This is a genomic window from Paenibacillus turicensis (assembly GCF_050461185.1).
Classification (GTDB): Bacteria; Bacillota; Bacilli; order Paenibacillales; family Paenibacillaceae; genus Fontibacillus; species Fontibacillus turicensis_A.
In genome coordinates, this window is sequence record NZ_JBCMOR010000005.1 from 902,699 (window position 1) to 928,145 (window position 25,447).

Annotated in this window: 25 protein-coding genes and 1 other annotated feature; of the genes, 20 read left to right on the forward strand and 5 right to left on the reverse strand. The window is 38.2% G+C overall.

What is annotated here, in order from left to right; genetic code table 11:
• Nucleotides 1–41: 41 nt before the first annotated feature.
• The 3 genes from ABE099_RS06290 to ABE099_RS06300 all read left to right on the forward strand — a co-directional run bounded on the left by ABE099_RS06290 (nt 42) and on the right by ABE099_RS06300 (nt 2,295).
• A complete protein-coding gene (locus ABE099_RS06290) occupies nt 42–230 on the forward strand; it encodes a hypothetical protein (protein ID WP_430028446.1) in 189 nt (62 codons plus the stop codon).
• 173 nt (nt 231–403) lie between these two features.
• Complete coding sequence (locus tag ABE099_RS06295) at nt 404–817, forward strand: DUF2500 domain-containing protein (protein WP_430028448.1); 414 nt, start codon at nt 404–406, stop codon at nt 815–817.
• Between the two features lie 179 nt (nt 818–996).
• Nucleotides 997–2,295 (forward strand): hemolysin family protein, encoded by a 1,299-nt coding sequence (locus tag ABE099_RS06300; RefSeq protein ID WP_430028450.1) that lies wholly within the window; start codon nt 997–999, stop codon nt 2,293–2,295.
• A gap of 76 nt (nt 2,296–2,371) precedes the next feature.
• Here the strand turns inward: ABE099_RS06300 and ABE099_RS06305 are convergent, their stop codons facing one another.
• Together ABE099_RS06305 and ABE099_RS06310 are read right to left on the reverse strand one after the other, a co-directional pair.
• Nucleotides 2,372–3,604, reverse strand: coding sequence for an aminopeptidase (locus tag ABE099_RS06305; RefSeq protein WP_430028453.1), 1,233 nt, complete (start codon nt 3,602–3,604; stop codon nt 2,372–2,374).
• A 158-nt stretch (nt 3,605–3,762) separates the two neighbouring features.
• Nucleotides 3,763–5,115 (reverse strand): TrkH family potassium uptake protein, encoded by a 1,353-nt coding sequence (locus ABE099_RS06310; RefSeq protein WP_430030503.1) that lies wholly within the window; start codon nt 5,113–5,115, stop codon nt 3,763–3,765.
• A gap of 106 nt (nt 5,116–5,221) precedes the next feature.
• On the opposite strand from ABE099_RS06310, the gene ABE099_RS06315 reads away from it, so the two are divergent.
• From ABE099_RS06315 to ABE099_RS06350, 8 genes are all read left to right on the forward strand, one after another.
• The gene (locus tag ABE099_RS06315) at nt 5,222–5,497 is read left to right on the forward strand and encodes a hypothetical protein (protein ID WP_430028455.1); all 276 of its coding nucleotides are present in this window, start codon (nt 5,222–5,224) and stop codon (nt 5,495–5,497) included.
• Nucleotides 5,498–5,521: 24 nt separating this feature from the next.
• On the forward strand, nt 5,522–6,637 hold the full coding sequence (locus ABE099_RS06320) for an AI-2E family transporter (RefSeq protein WP_430028457.1): 1,116 nt from the start codon (nt 5,522–5,524) through the stop codon (nt 6,635–6,637).
• A 108-nt stretch (nt 6,638–6,745) separates the two neighbouring features.
• Nucleotides 6,746–7,222 carry a hypothetical protein gene (locus tag ABE099_RS06325; protein WP_430028460.1) on the forward strand — a complete coding sequence of 159 codons (477 nt, stop codon included), beginning with the start codon at nt 6,746–6,748 and terminating at the stop codon, nt 7,220–7,222.
• A gap of 142 nt (nt 7,223–7,364) precedes the next feature.
• Nucleotides 7,365–7,808 (forward strand): Rrf2 family transcriptional regulator, encoded by a 444-nt coding sequence (locus ABE099_RS06330; protein WP_430028463.1) that lies wholly within the window; start codon nt 7,365–7,367, stop codon nt 7,806–7,808.
• A 253-nt stretch (nt 7,809–8,061) separates the two neighbouring features.
• The gene (locus ABE099_RS06335) at nt 8,062–8,922 is read left to right on the forward strand and encodes a VOC family protein (protein ID WP_430028465.1); all 861 of its coding nucleotides are present in this window, start codon (nt 8,062–8,064) and stop codon (nt 8,920–8,922) included.
• Between the two features lie 100 nt (nt 8,923–9,022).
• Nucleotides 9,023–9,661 carry an NAD(P)-dependent oxidoreductase gene (locus ABE099_RS06340; protein WP_430028468.1) on the forward strand — a complete coding sequence of 213 codons (639 nt, stop codon included), beginning with the start codon at nt 9,023–9,025 and terminating at the stop codon, nt 9,659–9,661.
• 190 nt (nt 9,662–9,851) lie between these two features.
• Nucleotides 9,852–10,955, forward strand: coding sequence for a DNA alkylation repair protein (locus tag ABE099_RS06345; protein WP_430028470.1), 1,104 nt, complete (start codon nt 9,852–9,854; stop codon nt 10,953–10,955).
• 136 nt (nt 10,956–11,091) lie between these two features.
• Nucleotides 11,092–11,550: a hypothetical protein gene (locus tag ABE099_RS06350; protein ID WP_430028472.1), complete on the forward strand. Its 459-nt coding sequence runs from the start codon at nt 11,092–11,094 to the stop codon at nt 11,548–11,550.
• On the opposite strand, the gene ABE099_RS06355 is transcribed toward ABE099_RS06350, so the two are convergent.
• Nucleotides 11,547–13,055 (reverse strand): PLP-dependent aminotransferase family protein, encoded by a 1,509-nt coding sequence (locus ABE099_RS06355; protein WP_430028473.1) that lies wholly within the window; start codon nt 13,053–13,055, stop codon nt 11,547–11,549. The genes ABE099_RS06350 and ABE099_RS06355 overlap by 4 nt on opposite strands.
• Nucleotides 13,056–13,192: 137 nt before the next feature.
• On the opposite strand from ABE099_RS06355, the gene pdxS reads away from it, so the two are divergent.
• The 3 genes from pdxS (at nt 13,193) to ABE099_RS06370 (ending at nt 15,527) form a co-directional block, all read left to right on the forward strand.
• Nucleotides 13,193–14,074, forward strand: a complete 882-nt coding sequence (gene pdxS / locus ABE099_RS06360) for a pyridoxal 5'-phosphate synthase lyase subunit PdxS (RefSeq protein WP_430028476.1) — start codon at nt 13,193–13,195, stop codon at nt 14,072–14,074.
• Nucleotides 14,075–14,134: 60 nt separating this feature from the next.
• A complete protein-coding gene (gene pdxT, locus ABE099_RS06365) occupies nt 14,135–14,746 on the forward strand; it encodes a pyridoxal 5'-phosphate synthase glutaminase subunit PdxT (RefSeq protein ID WP_430028478.1) in 612 nt (203 codons plus the stop codon).
• Between the two features lie 175 nt (nt 14,747–14,921).
• The gene (locus ABE099_RS06370; RefSeq protein WP_430028481.1) at nt 14,922–15,527 is read left to right on the forward strand and encodes a pentapeptide repeat-containing protein; all 606 of its coding nucleotides are present in this window, start codon (nt 14,922–14,924) and stop codon (nt 15,525–15,527) included.
• A gap of 103 nt (nt 15,528–15,630) precedes the next feature.
• On the opposite strand, the gene ABE099_RS06375 is transcribed toward ABE099_RS06370, so the two are convergent.
• Nucleotides 15,631–17,307 carry an ABC transporter ATP-binding protein gene (locus ABE099_RS06375; protein ID WP_430028483.1) on the reverse strand — a complete coding sequence of 559 codons (1,677 nt, stop codon included), beginning with the start codon at nt 17,305–17,307 and terminating at the stop codon, nt 15,631–15,633.
• A 173-nt stretch (nt 17,308–17,480) separates the two neighbouring features.
• Nucleotides 17,481–17,764, forward strand: a binding site (T-box leader).
• A gap of 66 nt (nt 17,765–17,830) precedes the next feature.
• On the opposite strand from ABE099_RS06375, the gene ABE099_RS06380 reads away from it, so the two are divergent.
• Together ABE099_RS06380 and ABE099_RS06385 are read left to right on the forward strand one after the other, a co-directional pair.
• Nucleotides 17,831–19,486: a 2-isopropylmalate synthase gene (locus ABE099_RS06380; protein ID WP_430028485.1), complete on the forward strand. Its 1,656-nt coding sequence runs from the start codon at nt 17,831–17,833 to the stop codon at nt 19,484–19,486.
• An 85-nt stretch (nt 19,487–19,571) separates the two neighbouring features.
• Complete coding sequence (locus ABE099_RS06385; protein WP_430028488.1) at nt 19,572–19,955, forward strand: hypothetical protein; 384 nt, start codon at nt 19,572–19,574, stop codon at nt 19,953–19,955.
• 82 nt (nt 19,956–20,037) lie between these two features.
• Here the strand turns inward: ABE099_RS06385 and ABE099_RS06390 are convergent, their stop codons facing one another.
• On the reverse strand, nt 20,038–21,102 hold the full coding sequence (locus tag ABE099_RS06390) for an ArsR/SmtB family transcription factor (RefSeq protein WP_430028490.1): 1,065 nt from the start codon (nt 21,100–21,102) through the stop codon (nt 20,038–20,040).
• A gap of 437 nt (nt 21,103–21,539) precedes the next feature.
• On the opposite strand from ABE099_RS06390, the gene ABE099_RS06395 reads away from it, so the two are divergent.
• The 4 genes from ABE099_RS06395 (at nt 21,540) to ABE099_RS06410 (ending at nt 25,399) form a co-directional block, all read left to right on the forward strand.
• Nucleotides 21,540–22,478, forward strand: coding sequence for a ring-cleaving dioxygenase (locus tag ABE099_RS06395; protein ID WP_430028492.1), 939 nt, complete (start codon nt 21,540–21,542; stop codon nt 22,476–22,478).
• A gap of 29 nt (nt 22,479–22,507) precedes the next feature.
• On the forward strand, nt 22,508–23,122 hold the full coding sequence (locus ABE099_RS06400) for a flavin reductase family protein (protein WP_430028495.1): 615 nt from the start codon (nt 22,508–22,510) through the stop codon (nt 23,120–23,122).
• Between the two features lie 14 nt (nt 23,123–23,136).
• On the forward strand, nt 23,137–23,739 hold the full coding sequence (locus ABE099_RS06405) for an alpha/beta hydrolase (RefSeq protein WP_430028498.1): 603 nt from the start codon (nt 23,137–23,139) through the stop codon (nt 23,737–23,739).
• 94 nt (nt 23,740–23,833) lie between these two features.
• Nucleotides 23,834–25,399 (forward strand): protein adenylyltransferase SelO, encoded by a 1,566-nt coding sequence (locus tag ABE099_RS06410; RefSeq protein ID WP_430028500.1) that lies wholly within the window; start codon nt 23,834–23,836, stop codon nt 25,397–25,399.
• The last annotated feature ends 48 nt before the right edge of the window (nt 25,400–25,447 follow it).

Consider the following 25,447-nt stretch of genomic DNA (forward strand, 5'->3'; position numbering starts at 1 on the left):
TTAAGAGCTTGGCTCTATAAATTAATTTAGGAGTGATTATAATGAAAAATAACAACCATGAAACTGTAGTTACTCGCAACTTACTTCAATTTTGCTATACTTGTGAAGATGCTCATTTGTGCACAACAGAGGATGCTTGTATGGAATGCTGGACTAGACAAGGATTACTTGATAATCAAGCCGATAACGTAAATGAAACACAACAATTGCTGCAATTCTACTATGCTTAACCTAAAATTATATATGGTTGTTCAATAGCCTTTGGCCCTTCATACAATGAAGTGCTCAAAGGCTATTTATTTTGTCATAAATCGGTTAGGATCATCATAATTTTGTGCATTGCGGACAAGCAGGCGTGCATATACATCAGTGATTGGTACACTTGCAAAGAGGAGGAGAAGAGATGCAGACATGGGGTGAAATGTTCGGGGTCATGAATTTGGCTTTTCCTATATTTATTGTTGTTATTTTAGGCATCATCGTTATCTTAGCCTCGAGCAGCATTAGACGATATTACTCTGATAGCAAGCAACCTTTACTTATTGTTAGGTCTACAATTATCGCAAAAAGAACCGAAGTATCTCATTATTTTGATTCAGATACATCTGTCAACCGTTCAGATAGTACTTATTATCTGACGTTTGAAGTAGAAGGTGGCGAACGTTTAGAATTTAAGGTGAGTGGATCAGTATTTGGACAACATACAGAAGGCGATACTGGAAAACTAACCTTCAGAGGCAAAAGATTTGAAGGTTTTGATCGCATCGTGAGAAGTTATCAGGACAATCTAAGAGAAATTCACAGATATGATGCTTAACTTCTTGTTTGTTCATCATTTGAGGTTAGATATGAGTTTAAAATTAACTGCATACTGAGCAGTTTGACTATGTAGTGTATAATAGTATCAAATCAATAAAATTGATTACATAAAGGAGGTGCTCCTAATTTCTGGATAAGGAATTAGGGACTGTATTGAACGATGACCCTTTACCGAGTATGATGCTTTTAGGTTTTATGGTATTACTTATTTTACTAAATGGTTTTTTTGTTTCCATTGAGTATGCCATTGTCAAAGTACGTCACCATCGTATAAATGCGTTGGCAGAAGAGGGAAAACAGCGAGCCATCATTGTAAAAGGTATGCTTGGGCGGCTTGAGCAATATTTATCTGCATGTCAAGTAGGTATTACATTATGCTCCTTAGGCTTAGGTTGGCTGAGTGAGCCCATTATTACGTCACTACTGTATCCGATATTCAAAATGTTTGGGCTTCAGGGCGGAATAATGTCAGTAATCTCACTAACAATCGCATTTCTATTTATTGCTATGATGCATATCGTATTTGGTGAACTTGCCCCCAAAACTGTAGCCATTTTAAAGGCTGAAAGCATTGTAATGTGGTTTGCTAGACCGATGAAATTGTTTTTCAGGCTAATGTATCCACTTGTTTGGCTATTACAAAAAATATCTACGACAGTACTTAAAATTGTAGGTGTTACGCCTTCTTCAGGGCAAACTCAGCTTCACACCGAGGATGAGATTCGAATTATGATGAAGGAGAGCAGCGAACGTGGATTACTCGACAGCACTGAAATGTCTTTGGTTGATAACATATTTGAATTTGCAGATACAACAGCCAAAGAAATTATGATTCCTCGAACAGAAATGCAATGCTTATATATTCAGGATACGTTAGAGGAAAACTTAAATGTAGCGCTCGAAGGAACTAGAACACGTTATCCCGTATGTGATGAGGATAAAGATCATATTATTGGATTTTTTCATATAAAAGATCTCATCAAAAGCAACGAGCAGCAGTATATGGAGTTTTTGCGTCCAATCATGGCAGTGCCTGAATCGATTCCGATTAGTACACTAATGAAGAGATTACAACGTACCAAGTCGCAAATCGCAATTTTAATTGATGAATATGGTGGTACATCAGGCATGGTGACCTTAGAAGATATTGTGGAGCAAATTGTTGGTGAAATTCAAGATGAGTTTGATGAGGAGCGACCAAGCGTTGAACAGACAGGAAATGCATATTCTGTGGATGGTTTAATGCTGATTGATTCTATCAATCATATTTTTGACTTAGATTTGGATTCTGAAGGATATGACACAATTGGTGGTTGGTTATATTCTCGATTACCTGTATTGCCTCCAAGACAAGGGGCTAGCTTCCAATATAAAGACTTCTTATTTGCAGTAGAAGAGTTGGATCACAAACGTATAGCTCGTATTAGGCTAATACGTGAAGAATCATATACTCAGCTTGAGGAATTAACCAGTTAATAAGTTCAGTATTGTAAAATAAAAAGATCAGGTCATCTGTTGGTACAGATAACACCTGATCTTTTTTGAGCTTTCATTAAAATGCCCAATTACCTTTTGCAAAGATTTGTTCCTTTGTTCCATCCTCTGTAATTCCGAAAATATCCATGTCAGCGGAGCCAATCATGAAATCTTCATGAGCTAAGCTTTGGTTCATACCAGCTTGCTCTAGTTGCTCTCTCGCCATTTCTTTTCCGCCTTTTAAATTAAAAGCATACGAGCAACCGATTGCTAAATGATTGGATGCATTTTCATCAAATAAAGTATTGTAAAATAATACGCCAGATTGTGAAATAGGTGAGCCATGAGGCACAAGTGCAACTTCACCTAAATAGCTAGAGCCTTCATCTAGTTCAACTAATTGCTTCAAAGAAGCTTCGCCAACTTTAGCGGAATAGTCTACAATTTTGCCATCCTTAAACGTAATTTTAAATTCATCAATAATGTTACCATTATAGCTAAGTGGTTTAGTACTAGCTACAGTACCATTAACACCTGTTTTCAAAGGTGCTGTGAACACTTCTTCTGTTGGCAAATTGGCTAAGAATGAATTTCCATCCTTATTGATGCTATCCGCAGCTACCCACAAATGACCCTCTGGCAGTTCAATCGTTAAATCTGTACCTTCTGCAATATAGTGGAGCTTTTTATAATTTTTGTCGTTTAAATAGGCTGCTTTACTGGACAAATTCTCAATATGTTGTTCCCAAGCAGCAATCGGATCTGGTTGATCAACACGCACAGCTTTGAAAATAGCTTCCCATAATGCGTCTACCTGTTTATCTTCTGGAAGATGAGGGAATACTTTGGCAGCCCAAGCTTTACTTGGAACAGCAATAATAGACCAGCTGAATTTATCGGACATTTGTAGCTCACGATACGTGGTCATTGCTTTTCTGTAGGTAACCTGATGATTTTGTAGTCTTTCGGTCGATACACCATTTAATAGGTCTGGATCAGAAGAGACGATATGTAGCACAGCCGCGCCTTTTTGAACAAGCTCAAGCATTTCACCTGCATACCATTTAGGCTCATCAAGAAACGACTCCTCTGCCGCCATATCATAACGTAAACGAGTAACTGTATCATCACTCCAATTTACCTTAACATGGTAAGCTCCTTGTTCATACGCTTGCTTAACGATCAGACGTACTAGCTCTGCTGCATCAAGAGACGTATTAATGATAAGGGTTTGTCCCTTTTGAACATTCGCACCTACTTTAACAGCAAGTTCTGCATATTTGTGTAAGTTTTGCTTAAAGTTATCCATATAAATACCTCCAAACCAATTTTTTAACTTAACTATACTAGGTCGTGTCTAAAAAATCATTCAAGGTCATCTGTTCCCTGCTGACTTTTTAGACACTTCCTAGTGTACTACGTTTACGCCTTCGTATCTATTTTATTTTGAACGTTGGTTAATTTTTTTTATCCAATAGTAATTTTACCCTCAGGTAGGCGATATGATTCCTTCCCAGAGCTAGCAGTAATGGCATACGCCATTGTCATTGGACCTACACGTCCAAGAAACATCACCAAGCACAATATAATTTTACTCAAATTTGATAGGTCGGGCGTCAAATCAAGCGTTAGTCCTGCCGTACTAAAGGCAGAGGTCGTTTCAAATAACAGAATGAGAAAATCTCTAGATTCAACAACTGATAAAATCATTGCTATAAATACAACTAGAAAAAGCGCTAGCCAAGTTTGCGTAATGGCCCGTAAAATGGATTCCTTTGACAGCCTTTTGCGAAAGAAAACGATATCTTGTTTTCCACGTAGCATTGCATAGATGGCGCCAAGTAATATGGCAAATACCGTAACCTTAATTCCGCCTCCTGTAGAACCAGGAGCAGCCCCAATAAACATTAAAATAATAAGCAAAAATTGAGTAGAGTGACGTAAATCAGAAATAGACAATGTGCTTACACCACCTGATCTAGCACTGATGGAGTGGAACAAGGAGGCCAGAATATCATCCTTTACCGTAAGAAACTTAAGTGTTGCAGGATTTGACCATTCCATAATTAGAAAGAGCAGCGCGCCTCCAAGGATCAATGCCCCTGACATCGTTAATACAACTTTAGAGTGGAGTGATAATTGTCTGGTTGTACGATAGTTTAACAAATCAGAAATGACAATAAATCCAATTCCGCCTAAAAAAATGAGTGACATCAAAATGACATTGACAAAGGGGTCTCCAATGTATTTACCCATGCCTGAAAACGGACCATGTATTTGACCAAACAAATCAAAGCCAGCATTATTAAAAATCGAAATACTATGAAATACTCCAAAGTATAGTGCTTTTCCAATAGGCATATCAAACGACCAACGAATAGCAAGCAGGACTGCACCTACACCTTCAATAACAAGTGAATACAACAATACTCTCCGCATTAGGGTAATGAGTCCCCCCATAGAGTTGTAATTCATCGATTCCTGCAAAACAAGTCGTTCTCGCAACGAAATACGACGGTTAAAAGCAAGGGCGATAAGTGTACCTAGTGCCATAAATCCAAGCCCACCGATTTGGGTAAGAACCATCACAACAAGTTGTCCAAATACAGAAAACTGAGTACCAATATCAACGACGACAAGACCTGTGACACAGGTTGCAGAGGTTGCGATAAAAAAAGCATCTACAAGCTTGATTCCCGAACCGCCCACAGATGCAATATCTAAGGAAAGCAGAAATGTGCCCAATATGATTATTATCGCAAAGCCATAGGTTAAAACTTTTGCCGGCGAAAGATAGGAGATTTGTTTTTTTGATTTTATGCTCAATTTTTATTCCACCTCTAAGGATAACATCTTGATATTAGTATAAAACATGATAAGATATTGTAAGCTATATGGAAGAAAAGATAAAGGAGAATCATAAATAATGAAAATAAATGTTGTTACAGCTTCCATGAAAAAAGAAGCGGATGGTTCATTTTTAGGCAAAACAATATTTCAGGCGAATGAGGATCCTACGAAATATGAAATCACTTTTTTCAGCAAAAGAGGAAAGGACTGGGACTATAGCTTGCATTATGCGGATGAGCCTGGTAAAGAAGAGTTGTTGCTAGCTGTAGATGCTCATATTGAACAAAGTGATGAAGATTTTGATCATTTATTAGATGCTGCTTGGAATAGCATGGATGAAACAGACATTTAAACTTTACTAGCTGGAGGTGGTTCTTTGCTTGAGAAGCGTTTTTTCCGAATAACTTTAGGAACGATTATGATTTTAACTATCGTTTTTTTGTTATCTAAAGTAAGTTTTATTTTTAACCCGTTCATTACATTATTTCGAATTATTATCGTTCCACTCACAATTTCAGGTTTTCTATATTATTTATTAAGGCCTGTTGTGGGCTTCTTAACGAACCGCAAACTAAATAAAATAACATCGATTTTGTTAATTTATTTATTATTTGCAGGTGTGATCACACTGTTTTTGATCGTTATTTTACCGCCTTTACAATATCAAATTTCAGAATTCATTAACAACCTTCCTAAGATTATTAAAGAGCTACAAATACAACTCAATCTGCTTAGAGATAGCAAATTGTTCTCTTATTTTGTTGGTGAGGGTAAGGATGTAAATACAGATTTAACTAAAAAATTCACAGATTATGTAGGGACAACATTCCAATTTGCTACAGGCTACATGTCACAAGTATTTTCATTTTTGAACGATTTTATTATCATTATTGGTACGGTTCCGATTATGCTGTACTATATGCTCAAGGATGATGATCGGGTTAATCCACTCCTAGCCAATATGTTACCTGTAAAATATCAGGAAGAGGGCAAGGAAACATTACATGAGATGGATGGGGCACTAAAAGGCTTTATCGCAGGTCGGATGTTAGGCGCATTGTTCCTTGGTGTATTATCGTTTATTGGATTTGCGATTATTGGCTTGCCTTACGCTCTTTTGCTCTCCGTTGTTGGGGCACTATTTAGCTTTATCCCTTATTTTGGTGCATTGCTTGGAGCGATTCCTTCTGTCATTGTTGCATTTACGGTATCTCCATCGATGGCTTTGTGGACCATTGTTGTTGTGGTTGCTGCACAGCAAATTGAAGGGAATTTAATCTCACCATATATTTACGGAAAAACGGTGAGCATTCACCCTTTAACTACAGTCATCTTACTCTTAATCGCAGGGGATTTTGGCGGTATTCTAGGATTAATTCTTGCTATTCCTGCCTATTTAATCGCAAAAATATTAATTGTTCAGCTTTATAAAACATTTTATTCTAACAAAAAAGAGGATCCAGAAATAGAAGAAATATTGCCTAAATCATAGTTCAAGTTTCTTATTTCTAACAAATCGTGATGAAAATCATATCAACTTCCCCTTAGCTACGAGATGATTAATCTAATGAAAGACTGATTAACATTTAGTTCTTGGGGGATGATAAAAGTGGCTATAAATGCCAGAGGTGCAAAGTATTTTTATGCATGGAGCAAAATACTCCCAGATGGATCTTTCTACCTGCCAGAACGTGCCTTGCAGGAGTATAATATTAAACCAGATTCCAAAATTATTTTAATGACGGGACGTAACACCAATAAGGGTTTTAGTGTCGTGTGCAAGGAGCTTATAGCTAACTCACCTTTAGCGTCTGTTTTTTCAAGCCTTCCCAATTTGCTTAATTTTAGTATTCCTGAAGGACAGACGATTACATTTAAAGAACGAACCTTTTGTTGGACTTATTTAAATAGGGACCGTTATATTACTTTGCCTGCAAGTACTTGGCATCAATTTGGTGTGAATGTAGGAGATAAATTGTTAAGCTTGCGTGCAACACATTTGGCTTTTAATAATTTATCTGAAGGGCCATACATTGAACAGGCAAAACAACTAAAGGATATTTTAGTATACGAATGAGGCTGTATTAAAATTGTGGAGAGAATAACACTAGGGTAGCTTAGCTAAATGGTGTTATTCTTTTTTTATCTCATTTGACAAATTCATTAGTTGTAACTAATATAGTTACATATTGAATTAGCTTGAAAAGGGGAGGGAGATTATGACAATCAGCTCTAGATTTGCGGTTGCTATTCACATTTTAACATTACTTGAATTCAACAAAGATGGCATAAGCACTTCAGAATATCTTTCTGGCAGCGTCAATACCAACCCTGTTGTCATTCGTCGAATTATTGGAATGCTTAATAAGGCAGGACTAGTTGATGTTAAACCAGGTGTTGCAGGAAGTAAATTAGCAAAACCACTTCAGGAAATCAACCTGCTTGATATTTATCGTGCCGTTCAGGTCGTGAATCAGGATGCCTTGTTTGCTGTACATGATAGTCCGAACCCTGATTGTAATGTCGGCAAAAATATTCAAAGTGCGATTGAACCTATTTTTACGATAGCGCAAAGAGCGATGGAGGAACAATTAAAGCATGTGACGTTAAAACAAATTGTCGATGATATCGCGGATAAATCGGATCAATTTGATGAATTATAAAAAGCATACTAACCTATGTTAACTTATGTATAGAAGGTTATCCTAAGAAGGATAGCCTTTTTTATTTGAATTGAAAGAAAGAAATAGAGGCATAGCAATTTAGTTCATAATGTTGACAAAAAAAACGATTGTAACTATAATGGTTACAGGTATTGTAACTAATGTAGTTACATCTAATTAACTCCATTGAATTTTCAGCCAGTTTTTTTACAAATACTTGTTTACCTTGTTCTTAAAATTAGGAGGTGCTTTTATGTCAGCGTCATTACATCCTGCTACAAAGCTTGGTCCAGTGCATATTAAAGTGACAGACCTTGATAAATCAGTTTTATTTTACGAAGAGGTGATTGGTTTACGTGCTATAGAGCGCAATCAAAATATCGTTGAATTTGGGACTGTGGACAATAAAACTTTGATAATCATTGAAGCAGACCCTTCTTTTGAGATTTTACCAGCTCAATCGCATTCAGGGCTGTACCACTTTGCTATTTTAGTGCCTGATCAACGTTCGTTAGGGTTAGTACTGCGAAATTTAGCAAAACATAATGTTCCGATTGGTCAAGGAGATCATGAAGTAAGTGAAGCATTATATTTAAATGATCCTGACGGAAATGGGATTGAAATCTACAGAGACCGCCCTCGTAATACTTGGCATATCAATCCAGATGGAAGCGTTAGAATGGGGACTGATCCTGTCGATGTAGACGGCCTGCTTGCTGCATCTGAGGGTTTATCATGGCAAGGGCTACCTACGGGTACTGTAATTGGTCATGTCCACTTTCATGTTGGCAATTTAGAGATAGCAAAGCAGTTTTATTGTAATATTTTAGGCTTTGAACAGACATCGAGTTATGGGCATCAAGCGCTGTTTATTGCCGCAGGAGGCTATCACCATCATATCGGACTGAACATCTGGGCAGGAAAAGACGCTCCACCTACACCAGAAAAAGCCGTTGGAATTAAATATTTTACAATCCTTTTACCGAATCTAGCAGCATTAGAAGAGGTCGTCGGACGTTTAAATCAAGCGAACATAAGTTATGAACAAAAGGGAACAAATGTTACATTAAATGCGCCTTTTGGCGTGGGCGTCAAGCTAAGTGTTGAAGCTTAAGGCTAAACCAGCCAGCTTAAAACCTTAAACAATAAGTTTAAAGCTTAAATTTGAGTTACAGCATTTTATCATCAATCTATTATTATTAGGAGGCATTATAATGGCAAAAATTGGAGTTATCGGCGCAACAGGTAAAGCAGGCAGCAGAATTGCACAAGAAGCTAAAACAAGAGGACATGAGGTTGTGGCAATTGTGAGAAATGCCTCGAAGCTTACCGATTCATCTTTAGCTGTGATTGAAAAAGATATTTTTGAGTTAACAAGTGAAGATATTAAGCAATTTGATGTGATTGTTAATGCTTTTGGTGCACCATTTGGGGAAGAGCATTTACATGTAGATGCGGGTAACAAGCTAATCGATATTTTAAAGTCTGCACCAAATACGCGGCTCATTGTGGTTGGTGGTGCGGGTAGCTTATTTGTAGATGAAGAGAAAACATTGCGTGTCGTAGATACCCCTGATTTCCCAGACCTTTTCAAGCCTACAGCTTCAAATCAGCTTAAAAATTTATTAGCGTTACAAGATACAAATGGCATCACTTGGACATTCATGAGTCCATCCGCTAACTTCGCAGTAGGTGAACGAACCGGTTCTTATCAAAAGGGACTAGATCATCTACTTGTAAATTCCAAAGGTGAAAGCTATGTTAGCTATGAGGATTTTGCTGTAGCCGTCATCGATGAGATTGAACAGCCCCAGCATCTTTACCAACGTTTTACCGTTGTATCTGAATCTTAATAAATAGCACTTAAAGTATTATCACTCATTTCAATTTTCTAAGTATTATATGTAATTCTTAGCGATCTTCTAACGTTTAGCACTTAGTTAAATGTTTAGAAGATTTCTTTGTATAGACATACAAAGTGTACTTCTATATAATATAGAACAAATGTTCTAATATAAGAAATAAAGGAGTTTGGTTGCTAATATGGCTGAGGCTTTAAAGGATATGTATCATCTTGGCTTTCTAACTGAGTTTGGAGAAAAGGTCCGAGCAGTGTATGCTTCATTTGATATTAAACAGTTTGTCCAGTTAACGATGGCGGGGGATTGGGACAGTTTAGCACTCAAGGCACGTACACGCCGCATCACTGAAAGTTTAGGCAAATGCTTGCCTGAATCCTATCCCGAAGCAATTGAAATATTACTTCAAGTTACTGATGATTGCACGCATTTAGCTTATTTATTTTTCCCTGACTTTGTTGAGGTATATGGTCAAGATGAAGCGCATTGGGATTTATCTATGGCAGCTTTAGCCTCTTTTACAAGTGGCTCTTCAGCGGAATTTGCAGTACGTGATTTTATTTTACACAATCCAGATAAAATGATGGCTCAAATGTTAGCCTGGGCAAGTCATCCAAATGAACATATTCGAAGATTAGCTAGTGAGGGGTGCAGACCACGCCTTCCATGGGGACAAGCTTTATCTATTTTTAAGAGAGACCCTGCTTTAATCTTGCCAATTTTAGAATTATTAAAAGACGATCCTTCCTTATATGTTAGAAAAAGTGTCGCCAACAATCTTAATGATATTGCAAAGGATCATCCTGACCTTGTTGTTCAGATCGCAGCACGCTGGCAAGGGGTAAGTGAACGCACAGATTGGATTATTCGTCATGCTTGTCGCACGTTAGTACGTAAGTGTCATCCTGGTGCAATGGCTTTATTTAATTACTTACCTTCTCAAGACTCTTCATCTATTATTGCAAAGGCAGCATTACAAGTGAATCCACAAAAAGTATACATTGGTGAAGCCACTGACCTTGAATATAGCATTGAGTTCAATAACGATAAGCCGGTGCATTTACGTATTGAATATGGGATTGACTTCGTGAAGGCAGGAAATAAAATCTCACGCAAATTATTTTTATTATCTGATAAAACTATAGCTCCCCATACGAAAATAAAGAGCAAACGACGTCATAATTGGAAAAACTTAACGACACGTCGCCATTATGCAGGGGAGCATAACATCGTTTTAATTATTAATGGTTATGAAGCCGCTAGTGCTACAATTCAGCTTGAAAATTAACAATAGGAAAATTAATCTTGAAAAATCACTCTAATTTAAACTCAGATTATGATAAATCACATAGTGCATTCATAACGTCCCATGCAATATAAATGTAAATATATATTTTTAGTTGCATAGAAGAGGGGGGGATGGAATGAAAAGAATGACATCAGAAATATCCATCGTACTAATTGTGTTACAAATATTCTTATCACTTGGCGCAATTTTTGGTGGAGGTATGCTTATTATTGACCCAAGTGGTGAACTGCTTAAAATGTCACTATCGCTTTTAGAGCAGTCACCTTTTCCTAACTATTTCATTCCAGGTGTATTATTGTTCTTTATTTTAGGAGTGATCCCAGTCTGGATTAGCTATGGCTTAATTTCTAAAGCACGGTCAAGCCTCGCTAATAAACTGAACGTATTTCCTCATCAACACTGGGCTTGGAGCTTTACCTTGTACACCGGCTTTGCATTACTCATATGGATTTTTGCGCAGGCTTATTTTTTCCAAGCGGTTTATGCGGTACATTTGGTTTACTTCACATTAGGGATTGTTATTCAAATTGTGACACTTCTGCCTGGTGTGCAGAAAAAGTACCGGATATCTTAATCACACAGGTTCATACAATCGAGCATAGCTTGGGTTAGACGACGTACCCCCTCTGTAATTTCATCCTCCGTTAAATGGGCAAAGGCTAAAATGATACCGTAGCGAACTTGGTTTGCTTCGGTACTTTTTGCTTCTGCAAAAAAGACACCTGATTGTTTTGCTGCAAGAGCAAAGGAGTCATAACTTCGCTTATCCATTTTCCACCATCCAAAGATGTGTAACCCTGCGTCATTTTCAATCCAATCAAAGATAGTACTAAGCTGTTCTGTTAGAAGTTGAAACAAAAGTTTAAATTTTCGACTATACAATCGATTCATTCGACGTAAATGACGTTCATATTGTCCGCTATTCATAAAGGCGGCTAACGCACGTTGCTCTAGTAAGTTAATGGGCTTAGGTTCATAAAGCGCTTGGGCCTTGCGGAACACGTCTGCTAAAGCTAATGGCAACACAACATAACCTAACCGCACATCTAACGGCAATGTTTTTGTAAAGCTACCTAAGTAAATCACACGATCCTCCTTATCTAATGTTTTAAGTGGTTCCACATGGACACCACGATATCTAAACTCACTATCATAGTCATCCTCTACAATGACCGCATTTTGCTTACTTGCCCATTGGAGTAAAGTTTGTCTACGCTCCAAGCTTAATACTTCCCCGGTAGGAAACTGTCTGCTAGGTGTTACAAACAGCATACGTGCATCCCAGTCCTTAGGGACAAGTCCTTGACCATCCAGACCTGCTTCAATGAGTTTTGCCCCAGCTGCCTTAATTGCTAAGGATATGCCTTCATAACACGGACTTTCAGCAACAATATGATCCCCTGAATCTGCTAACAATTGTGTTAAAAGAGCGATGGCCTGCATCGATCCTGCAGTTACCGCAATTTGCTCTGGTTGTGCAACAATGCCTCGCATTCGCCGTAAATAAGCAGAAATTGCTTCCCGCAAAGAGAGGTCACCAAGCGAACGATGTGATGCATTAGCCTCAATTCCCTGTGCACGTACTTCGGCATATAAACGATTGTTCCATTCATCATAAGGGAATTTAGTTAAATCGGGAGCATACCTACTAAAATCAATGTGATCAAGCAATTGATTGTCCTGAGAAGTCTGGGTAGTCTGGGTATAGTTGGCAGCGGGTATAGTCAATGTAGAAATTTGTTTTCCCCATGACGATAAATAATATTCTGTATTGTTACAATGGATGAATTCATTAAACTTTTCATGAGTAGCTTCTTCTGTCGATTCAGTGCGATAGGCTACAAATGTGCCACTTCCATGTAAAGAGCTTAAATACCCTTGGGAAGCCAACATGTCATACGCTTGGTTAACTGTTCCTCTTGAGATTTCATACATAGCTGCAAGCTCACGAGAGGAGGGGAGCTTATCCCCATACACAAATAAACCACTTATAATCGCATCGCGAATGGCATGATATAATGCCTGAATTTTAGTACTATAACGCTCTAAATAGCTACTATAAGCAAGCTGAAAATGCATATAAACCTCCTAATTTTAAATCCGTATTACGAGATAATTGATAAGTGGTACATTAAAAATAGACTATATTGGATCTTTTTATATGTCAATATTGAACTATACTAATACTTAATTAAACAATTGGAGGCAGATAAAGGATGCAAACAGGAACAGAGCGTGTTAAACGAGGTATGGCTGAAATGCAAAAGGGTGGCGTTATCATGGACGTCATGAATGCGGAGCAAGCAAAAATCGCTGAAGCGGCTGGAGCATCGGCAGTAATGGCACTAGAGCGTGTTCCTTCAGATATTCGTGCAGCAGGTGGGGTAGCACGTATGGCGGACCCTACAATTGTAGAGCAGGTGATGAAGGTGGTTAGTATTCCTGTCATGGCAAAGGCAAGAATAGGTCACTTTGTGGAAGCAAAGGTGCTTGAAGCCTTGGGCGTAGACTATATTGATGAGAGTGAAGTACTAACGCCTGCTGACGATATTTTCCATCTTGATAAATTTGATTTTACTGTACCATTTGTGTGTGGGGCTCGTGATTTGGGTGAAGCTCTTCGCCGGATCGGAGAAGGGGCAGCAATGCTTAGAACAAAAGGAGAACCGGGCACAGGTAACATTGTGGAAGCTGTACGTCACATGCGCAAAATTAATGGGCAAATCCGCAGAGTGCAAGGTTTATCCAAGGATGAATTAATGGTAGAGGCCAAAGAGCTTGGTGTGCCTTACAATTTACTATTGCAGGTGCATGAGGATGGGAAATTGCCTGTCGTTAACTTCGCAGCCGGTGGAGTAGCAACGCCTTCAGATGCGGCACTCATGATGCATTTAGGAGCAGATGGTGTTTTTGTGGGCTCAGGAATTTTCAAATCAGATCAGCCTGAGAAGTTTGCAAAAGCGATTGTAGAAGCAACCACACATTATACCGATTATGCACTCATTGCAGAGGTATCTAAAAACCTAGGCACACCGATGAAAGGCATTGAAATTTCTTCACTCCAAGGTGCAGATCGTATGCAGGATCGTTCAAAGTAAAAAAGTTAAGAGATTAATATGTCATCAGATTTATCAGGTTAGGTAAGAGGGGGAACTACGGTGCTTAAAGTTGGTGTATTGGCACTTCAAGGAGCGGTGGCTGAACATATTAACTTGATTGAGCAAACAGGGGCATCAGCCATCCAAATTAAACGCAAAGAACAATTAGCTGATATCGACGGCTTAATTATTCCTGGAGGTGAAAGCACCACAATTGGTAAACTCCTTCGTCGCTTTGATTTCATTGAAGCTATAAAGCAATTTTCTCATCAGAAAAAGCCGATTTTGGGCACTTGTGCAGGGATGATTGTATTGGCCAAAAGCGTGGAGGGACAGGAGCCACATTTAGGACTGATGGATATCCATGTTGTTCGTAATGCCTATGGCAGACAGCAGGAAAGCTTTGAAACAAGTCTTTATCTTAAAGGGTTAGAGCGTCAGCTCCAAGCTGTGTTTATACGTGCACCCCTTATAGCGTCTATTGGCGCAAACGTTGAAGTAATTGCAGAGCATGAAAAACGTATAGTTGCAGCTAGACAAGAACATTTACTTGCCGTATCATTCCATCCAGAATTAACGGATGATACGGGGCTTCATCAATATTTTCTGAATATGATTAAGCAGTATTCTAAAGCATTTCACCATACTAAAGCTTCAAGCATTACAATTTAAGTTATTTAAATAGGGAAATGTAATTGGATGAACATAACGAAGTACTACAATTTTTTTATATTGTGGTGCTTCGTTTTTTTTGAACTTCGCCTATTTGTCAATTTCGCTATATGCTTCTTAGCCATCCATTATGATAAACTAAAGCTATCTTAAATATAAATAAGGCGGGAAATCCATGTATCAATACACTGGGGAAAAATATGAAGCTGTTGATTTTAGTGGACGAGAGATGAGAGAGGGCGAGCTTGTACAATGTACCTTTACGAATTGTAATTTTACACGTGCTTCTTTAGTAGAAATCTCTACATACCGTTGTCATTTTGAGCATTGTAACTTTGAAGAAGCATCGTTAAATGCTTCACTTCATACGGAGTCCGCATTTGTAAATTGTAACTTTATTGGCGCAAATCTTTTTGTATCTAAATTTACAGATTGTAAAATGACTGGCTCAGACTTCTTAAAGACTTGTATGGACGGAATTACGATCGAAGGTGGAGACTGGTCTTATACCAATTTAAGAAACCAGCTACTAAAGAAACAAAATCTACAGGGCATTAACTTTTTAGAAGCAGATTTTATGGGAGCAAATTTGGAAAAGGCGGATTTACGTCATTGTGATCTCACACGTGCCTCTTTAGCTCAAGTTACATTAAAGGGTGCTGATTTGAGGGGAGCTACAGTAGAGAGTGTAGACTTCAAGCTGTTAGATGTGCGTGGTGTACGTATGGATACGATGCAAGCGGCTAGTTTTTTACGTGCTTTTGGCGCGAAGGTAGATTAATTATAAAGAAATATCATCCTCTTCGGCACGCAATTTTTGGCATGCAGATTATAGTTTCGTAACCGAAGGGGACGACTTTAAATTTTCTCTCTATATTTTACTGTTAAGCTGTAATACTTTGAAAACGACAGAAGCTAGGACTATGCTCCCTTAACTCAGCAAATGATCCTTGTGCTACGATTGACCCTTGATCCATATAAATAATTTCATCGTATAAGCTTAGTACATCGGGGTTTAAATTATGTGTAATCGTAATTAGTGTTAAGTCCTCAAGTGTAAGCAGCTTGCTTTCAATCTCATACGCAGTTTGAGCATCAATCGCGGATGTTCCCTCATCTAAAATCAAAATAGGTTTGTTACGAATTAACGCTCGTGCAACAGCAATACGTTGTCTTTGTCCACCTGATAGATTAGTACCATTTTCACCAACCAAAGACGATAATCCGTTTGAAAGCAGAGCTTCAAATCGATAAATTCCACTTAACTGAATGACCTCTTTAATTGCTTCCTCTGAAAATTTTTCGTACAGGCAAATATTTTGCAATACATCACTGTCAAACATATACACCTGCTGGTGAATCGTTGCAATCATTCCTTGTAATTGGGAGATATCCACTTCTCTTTGACTCAAACCATCGATACTAATCGTGCCTGAATAACCAGCATAATAACCACTAAGCAGCTTGATTAATGTCGATTTACCACAACCACTTGGCCCCACAATCGCATACTTTTTCCCCTTTTCAATAGTTAAATTTATGTCATGTAACACCTGTTGGTCTTGGTAGGAGAAGCTTACGTTTTTTGCAGTCATATGTTTGTGAAATTGAGGGGAAGCCTTGCCCTTAAATGAATGATCCTCATAGGTCATAAATGCCTCAAGCCGCGTAATAATCGGTTTAACTCCTTGAAGCTTTGATACATTTTGCATAATAACAAGAACAGGACCCACAAAACCACCACTTAACTGAACTAAAGCAACCAGCATGCCAACTGATAAATTACCACTAATTATTAAATACCCCGCGACAAAAATAACGATAAATTGCGTTAAAAAGCCTAATAGCTCAGATACACTTTCATTTACGGCAAATAGACGATCAGCCAAAAATTTAATTTTTGCTGTTTTCATGTTTTGCTCTTTAAAGTCCTCTTCTGTATGTTGCTGCATCCCATAAGATTTAATAATCTCATGACCAGATAATAAATCCTTAAGTTTAGTCGTAAACGCTGACATCTGGGAGGAAACCGCGGATTGCCTTTGTTGCATTGCTTTACTGAAAAGAGAAGGAATCACAAACATTAATCCAACACACAGAAGTAAGATTAGAGTGACGATAGGACTTAAATACAACAAAACCGTTAATGAGATGATAAAAATAAATATATTTTGCAAAGTAAGTAAGATCGGCTCAAAATAATTGTCCTCAGCAAGCTTAATATCGTTGCTCATTGCAGAGATATAATCAGCCGTATTGCTGAAATCCTCCATATTGCGATTAAAAATCCCTTGAAAAACTTTCTTACGCAACTGGATCGTTAAATTTCGAATTAGCGTGCGTGTGCTTAAACGGTATAAATAACCTATAGTTCCCGTTAAGACAAGAAATCCAATGGACAGAAATACCATTTGGATAAAAGCATGGATATCTTTTTGGGTTGCGGTATCAATCAACTTTTGAATCACAATCGCAATAAAAACAACGAGAGCGGAGCTGAGGATACTAATGAATACGGTCAAAAGAAATAGCAGCTTATTTTGCTTTAATAAGGTTTTCATTTTTACCTTTTTCCCTCCTTTTATTAGATGTTTATCTAATTCATAAGATAAATATAACACTTAAAATTAATTTATGTCAAAGTAATTAGATTATTATCTAATAGATAAAATAATTAAGTGTGACACTAGACAGTTGAGTTCGAATTTGCTAATATGATAAAAAATGAATATTTATAAATGCTAAGAAAAGGAATAGTAACTGTGGATCGGTCATCAGAAAGTTGCTGGTTGATGCGAAGCAATAGAAGAGAGACAGTGAACTCACCTTTGAGCAGCCTTAGAGAAATCGTTAGAGAGTATTTAAGGACGGAGAAACCACCGTTAGTAGGGGAGGATATAAGGCATAATAACAATAGCTTGGGAACAAGGCATGCCCGTATCTGATCAAGAGCATAATAATAGTGATTATTATGAATTCGGAGTGGTACCGCGGAAGAATAAGTCTTTCGTCTCCTAGTCAGTTGGCTGGAGATGAAGGGCTTTTTTAGTTTTTAATTTAGGTTATAAAAGGGAGGAACACGTAATGTTTAACTATCAAAAATATGAAAAGAAATTCTTTTTACCACCTGCACTTACCTATGATTGGGTAAAGAAAGATACCATCGAAAAAGCACCAATCTGGTGTAGCGTTGATTTAAGAGATGGTAATCAGGCATTACCTGTTCCAATGACATTAGAAGAAAAACTCGATATGTATAAGATGCTTGTCGAGATTGGTTTTAAAGAAATTGAGGTTGCATTTCCAGCCGCATCCGATACCGATTTTAATTTTTTAAGAATACTCATTGAAAATAAAATGATTCCTGATGATGTGACGATTCAGGTCATTACACAAGCTAGAGAGCATATTATTAGAAAAACCTTTGCAGCGATTGATGGTGCGCCAAAAGCGATTGTCCATCTTTATAACTCAACTTCGGTTTCCCAGCGCAAGCAGGTATTCCAGAAATCCAAAGAGGAAATTAAGCAAATTGCGTTGGATGGTGCGGTGTTATGTCGTGATCTTGCGAAAACGACAAAAGGAGATATTTATTTCCAATACAGTCCTGAAAGCTTCCCTGGCACTGAGGTTGATTATGCCCTTGATATTTGTAACAGTGCCCTAGAAATTTGGAAGCCGAGTAAGGATCATAAAGCGATCATTAACATACCAACCACTGTTGAAAATGCAATGCCACACATCTATGCGGGTCAAATCGAATACATCCACAAAAATATTATAGATCGCGATGCGGTTGTGTTGTCTTTACACCCTCACAATGATCGTGGTTGTGGGGTGAGTGATGCCGAGTTTGGAATTTTAGCAGGTGCAGATCGTGTAGAGGGTACGTTGTTCGGCAATGGAGAGCGCACAGGGAATGTTGATTTAGTTACTTTAGCGATGAATTTGTATTCACAAGGCGTAGATCCAGAGCTTGACTTAAGTCAAATGGACGAGATTTGCAAGACATATGAACGAATTACGAAGCTAAATATCCCAGAAAGACAACCATACTCTGGTTCTCTTGTGTTCACTGCATTTTCTGGCTCACATCAGGATGCGATTTCTAAAGGGATGAAACATCGGGAGCAGCAGCAATCACAGAAATGGGATGTACCTTATCTTCCGATTGATCCAGCTGACCTTGGCAGAAATTATGAAACAGATGTCATTCGGATTAATAGTCAGTCTGGTAAAGGTGGAGTTGGATACGTGCTACAAAATGGCTATGGAATTCAAATGCCTTACAAGATGAATGAGGAGTTTGGTTATGCGGCTAAACGAACCTCTGATGCCAAAAACAAAGAGCTATCTGCAGATGAAATTTATGATATTTTCCAGCAGGAGTATATCACCTTTGCGCCTAAATTTAGTATCCATAAATATGAGGTGAGCACTGGCGAGCAGCATAAAGCTCAGTTACAAATTTCAGTAAATGGAGAAAACACGACGCTGAATGGCGAAGGTACGGGTAGCCTTGATGCTGTTAGCAATGCATTGAAGCAGCATTTTAATTTAGACTTCGACATTGAAGTTTATGAGGAGCACTCTTTAGGTAAAAGCTCAACAGCTCAAGCCTCTGCTTATATCGGTATTTCACAGCATGATAAGCTGTATTGGGGAGCAGGCATGGATAAGGATATTATGAGAGCGACGATCAATGCGTTAGCTGTCGCTGTAAATAAGCTTGAATTTTAAAGTGTTTTAAAGAGCTTTAATCATTTATAACTCATGTGCTATAATCGCTACAAGCTTGTACTAATTTCGTAGCTGGAGGTTTGAAATGAAGAAGCTAGCTATCGCTTTTCTTGCCATACCACTATTTCTAATGGGCTGCTCGATGTCAGCACAAAATAATGTAGACAAACACGATGTTGCCCAAAGTAGCTTGCAAAGCTGGGCATATCCTTTGGTTACTTGGAATGGATACGTATATAAAATGACAGATGAGGTTGTTTCAGAGGTTGGAAAGCAAATTGGGACGATTAAAAACTATTCTTCAAACGAATCCAGTACCATCCCAAACTTATTTTCTAATAAATACCCTAAAGGAACAAAGCTTTTTAAAATCAAAAACATAGGAACAGATACTTCTATCGCCGTTCAGGATGATCAAGTGTTCTATAGAGCAGAAAAGGTAGAAGGTATGAAAACAGCAGCCCAATAGGACTGCTGTTTTTTTATGTTATATAGGCTATAAACTATACGCAGTAAGGCTATATTGTGATTTGCTAGGCATTGCTAGGCATTTAAAGCAAAAAGGACTCCAATTCTTTTACAAACTGCTCGACACTTTCTGTATCTACGGTATAGTAGACCTTCCCACTTCTTTTCTCAATTTTAACTAACTTGCAGGCTAAAAGGACATTCATATGGTGTGACATCGTAGCCGCAGTTAGTCCGAGCTGCTCCGCAATTTCAAGATTGTATTTGGGACTTGATTTCAAGGACTGCATAATTTGTAGCTTACTTTGATCACTGAGCGCTTTGAGACGTGATAGCAATAACTCGTTACTTTGCTTTGCATTCTTTTTAAATGCTGGCAATAAATAAACCTGTAGTCCACAGTAACATAGATTGCTAATCTCAACTTGGCCTAACGGCATAATTAATGTAGGGAAAATGACTTTTTTTTCAGCTACAAGGTTGGCGAAATCTAATGGCTCGAAGTTTCCATTTACGATCATTTTTTCGTAATTTTTTAATAATTTTTGCAATGTTTTATCAATATCCTGCTTAGCCTGCTCAAAAGCGGGTAGATTGTTTTGTACTAACTGTATGAGTTCATGGACATAATATTTCGGACGTTCGAGAATCATCATGAGTTTCCATTTTACTGATTCACGGAGAGTAGTTTGATTTAAATAGGAAATGATATACGAGAGATCATCCAGTTTGCCCTCCTGAAGTGGAATTGGAAGGGAGTCGTTACCGCTTTGCTCCTCTATCAAAAAGTTAAGCAGCTGCAATCTAATTTCATGATCAGAATTGAGTTGAGAACCTTGAGATGCGGGTTGGAGCCATTGCTTGTTCGTTCCTAGCATCGCCGCAAATAGGATAAATAGCTCATCATCATCCTGTCCGAAAAAAAAGAGCTCAAGCTCATGAGGGATTTTATGACTATTAAAGCTATGAATGTACTTTTCTAGGTATCTCAAATGCTTGTTATAAAATTCCTCACCATTAATCATAAATTTATCTAACTCTTCAATGACATTATCCTTATGTTGCTTGTGCAAATTATTTGTTATAAAAAACAGACCTAAGGTTTCAAAAATAGGATCAAGCTCTAACATTGTATTTTGCTTGTTCATAACGCCTCCATGAAATTTAGGCTCTATTTAGAAATTAATGCTTCAACGATAGGAGTCTGATAGCTGCGCTCCAGAGCGTTCTTGCGATTGTTGTTAAAATCATATTCCTTTTTATTAAAGTCTATTTACGGATGGAATTTGATTTTAAGAGACATCTTCAGAATCGCTCTGTCTCTTCGCTAGTTTGGGTTAGCGGTCAAGAACTAATTTCAAGATTGAGCCAAAATTTAATACATATTAAATATTCATCTAATCTATTATATTGCGACTAAATTCCTTTAGCAACTAATAAGCAAAGGGATAAGGCAATAAGAAAAGCTTAAAAAATCAAAGGTTGACTTTTCATTAAAAAGGGGTTAAATTTATCTCAACATCAATTAACTTAATATTAAGATATGTTATTTAAAAATAAATCTAAAAGAAAGTAGGGCTTTAAAATGACAAAAAAAACGATGGGCATTCATCATATCACCGCAATTGTAGGACATCCACAACAAAATATTGATTTTTATGCTGGCGTATTAGGCTTACGTTTAGTCAAGCAAACGGTAAACTTTGACGATCCGGGAACCTATCATTTATATTTTGGAAATGAGGGCGGCAAACCAGGAACCATAATTACATTTTTCCCATGGGCAAATGCATATCAAGGGAAAATTGGAGATGGCCAAGTAGGGGTAACTTCGTATGTGATTCCAGTTGGTGCGATGACATTCTGGGAGGAAAGATTAAACCACTTTAGTATTGCTTATACGAAAACATCACGATTTGGTGAACAATATGTTCAATTTAACGATCCACATGGGTTACAGCTTGAACTAGTGGAGCGTGCAGCGGGTGAGCAAAACACTTGGAACTTCGGTGGAGTCACTTCAGAGGTTGCTATTAAAGGTTTTGGCGGGGCAACGTTATTTTCTGCAATACCTGAGAAAACTGCGGATCTATTAGAAAACGTGATGGGACTGCAATTTATTGGTAGAGAAAATGGGTTAGCAAGATATCAATCCACTGCTGACATCGGCAACATTATAGACCTTAAATTAAGTACAAGTGGTTTAGGTACCATGGGTGTAGGTACTGTGCATCATATTGCATGGCGTGCCAACGACGATGAGGATCAGTTAGATTGGCAAAAATATGTTAGTGAGCATGGCTATAGCGTTACGCCTGTACAGGATCGGAACTACTTTAATGCAATATATTTTAGAGAGCGTGGCCATATTTTATTTGAGATTGCGACGGATCCCCCAGGCTTTGCTCATGATGAAACAAAAAGCACGATGGGACAACAATTAATGTTGCCTAAGCAATACGAGCAGCATAGAGGGAAACTACAGGAAGTGCTAATCCCAATTGAAGTTAGAACGTTAGATTAATATACTTTTTTAGGGGGTGTGAACAAGACATGATCTCCATTGATCCTAACATGCAAACGGAAAGAGAAAACTATAAGCTTCTCATTGGAAGCATTATTCCTAGGCCGATCGCCTTTGTTACCTCTTTATCAGCAAAAGGGGAAGGGGGGCTTAATGCCGCACCCTTTAGTTATTTTAATATCGTGTCATCCAAGCCACCACTGATCTCCTTAGCGATTCAAAGAATCAATGGTGTTTCAAAGCACACAGCCGCAAATATTAAGCGAAATAAGGAGTTTGTTGTCCATATTGTAGATGAGGGGATTGTTGAGCAGGTAAACGCAACCGCCGCTAACCTCCCCCAAGATGTCAGTGAATTGGATTTAACCACTTTCCAGTTGGTAAAAAGTAATCGAATACGTGTTCCAGGTATAAAGGAAGCAAAAATACGTATGGAGTGTGTTCTGGAGCAGGTCGTAGAGTTAGGGGAAAATGATCACATTCAAACCGATCTCATCATTGGAAAGGTTGTTCAATTTCATATTTTGGACGCGATCTATAAGGAGGGCAAAATTGATTCTGATCAATTAGGAGCTGTCAGCAGGCTTGCAGGCAATAACTATGCGAAAATTGGTCCCATTTTTACGATTGAAAGACCACAATAAGGGGGTAATTAAAGATGAAGCATATTTTTCAAAAGGGAAATAATTTAAATGGGCCTACATTGCTCTTATTACATGGAACAGGGGGGAATGAGCGTGACTTGCTCCCATTAGCAGAAGCAATAGATCAAGAAGCAAATATCCTTAGTGTAAAAGGGAATGTACTTGAAAATGGGATGCCACGCTTCTTTCGCAGACTAGCAGAAGGGGTATTTGATGAAGAGGATTTAATTTTTCGTACCAACGAGCTAAATTCTTTTCTTGATGAAGCAGCTAAAGAATATCAGCTTAACCGCAATCAATTTATGGCAGTTGGCTATTCAAATGGCGCAAATATTGCTGCCAGCCTGTTATTCCACCATCAGCATTCACTTGCACATGCTATTCTATTTCATCCGATGGTGCCAAGAAGAGGAATTGAGCTTCCAGATTTAACGGACAAATCCATTTATATCGGTGCAGGTACAAATGACCCATTATGTCCACAAGCCGAAACCTCAGAATTAGCACTACTACTCGAAGCAGCTAACGCAAATGTGCATATTCACTGGGATAATCAAGGACACCAGCTATCACGTAAGGAAGTGGATGCGGCGGCACAGTGGTATCGTACATTATAATAATCAATATGCATTCTTTCCCCTTCATGAAGGAAACAATAAAGCTAAGTGGTAAAATAACTACATTATTTTTGCCATCATGAAAGGAGATATAATGAATAATCAATTAAAAGATCAGTCAAAAACGCTTGGACTTGAACTAGATACAAGTTACTTACAATTACCTTCCTCATTTTATAGCATCGTTAAGCCTAATCCTGTTCCAAATCCAAAACTGGTATTATTTAATGAAGGGTTAGCACATCAGCTTGGCTTAACGAAGTCTAATTTTCAAAGTGAGAGGGGTATTGCGGCACTAGCTGGGAACTATTTCCCAGATGATGTAACACCTATTGCCCAAGCTTATGCGGGTCATCAGTTTGGGCATTTTACGATGCTGGGTGATGGCAGAGCCATGTTAATTGGGGAACATATTACGCCAGATGGAGAGCGGGTTGATTTACAGCTTAAAGGCTCTGGCAGAACCCCTTATTCTCGTGGGGGCGATGGTCGGGCTTCATTAGGACCTATGCTTCGAGAGTATATTATAAGTGAAGCGATGTTTGCGCTTAATATTCCAACCACACGTACGCTTGCTGTTGTTACTACAGGGCAAGAGGTTGTTAGAGAGACAGAGCTCCCTGGTGCAATTATGACAAGAGTGGCGCAAAGCCATATACGTGTTGGAACCTTTCAATTCGTGACAGCTAAAGGGGATAATGAGCAGCTAAAAGCGTTAGCGGACTACACAATTCATCGGCATTACCCACATATTGAGTCATTAACAAAGTCGAATGAAAACCGATATCTCATTTTTCTTAAAGAAGTGATTAAGCGTCAAGCCAACCTCATCGCAAAATGGCAATTGGTTGGGTTTATACATGGTGTGATGAATACAGATAATATGACGATTAGTGGGCAAAGTATTGATTACGGCCCTTGTGCTTTTATGGATGTGTATCATCCAAATACGGTTTTTAGTTCTATTGATACGCAAGGCAGATATGCATATGGTAATCAACCTAAGATCGGTTTATGGAATTTAACAAGATTTGCCGAGGCGCTATTACCGTTGCTACATGAGGATCAAGAACAAGGAATTTCGTTAGCAGAAGAGGCATTATCTAGCTACAGGGAACATTTTGATGAAGCATGGACCTCTGGCATGTGCAATAAATTAGGACTGATACCAGAACACAAACAAGAGGAACAACATAAAGATGAGGGAACGTCAAATGAAACAATAATCCAAACCTTGCTTAATCTAATGCAAAAGTATAAGGCAGACTACACAGACACATTCCTTCATTTAATGACGTTGTTAACGGAGACTAACTTGACTAAGGACGGAAAGCATGATTCCAACAATGCTATCCTTGAATTATTTAGCTCCGATGAATTCAAACATTGGAAAACAAATTGGCTCCATAAGCTTGAGAAGCAGGACTTGGCAAGGGAAGAAAGCCTGACCTTGATGCGGGAAAATAACCCCGTTATTATCCCTCGCAACCATCTGGTGGAGGAAGCATTAGAGGCCGTTCTACATCATGATGACTATAGTAAGCTGTTAGGGCTATTGAAGTTGCTTGCAAATCCATTTGATCATAAGATGGAAATACCAACTGAATACTCAAAATTTGCACCAGCAAATTGTAATTATCGTACGTTTTGTGGAACTTGATATGTAGCATTACAAACTAAAATTAAAGCAATATCGTTATTGGTGTCC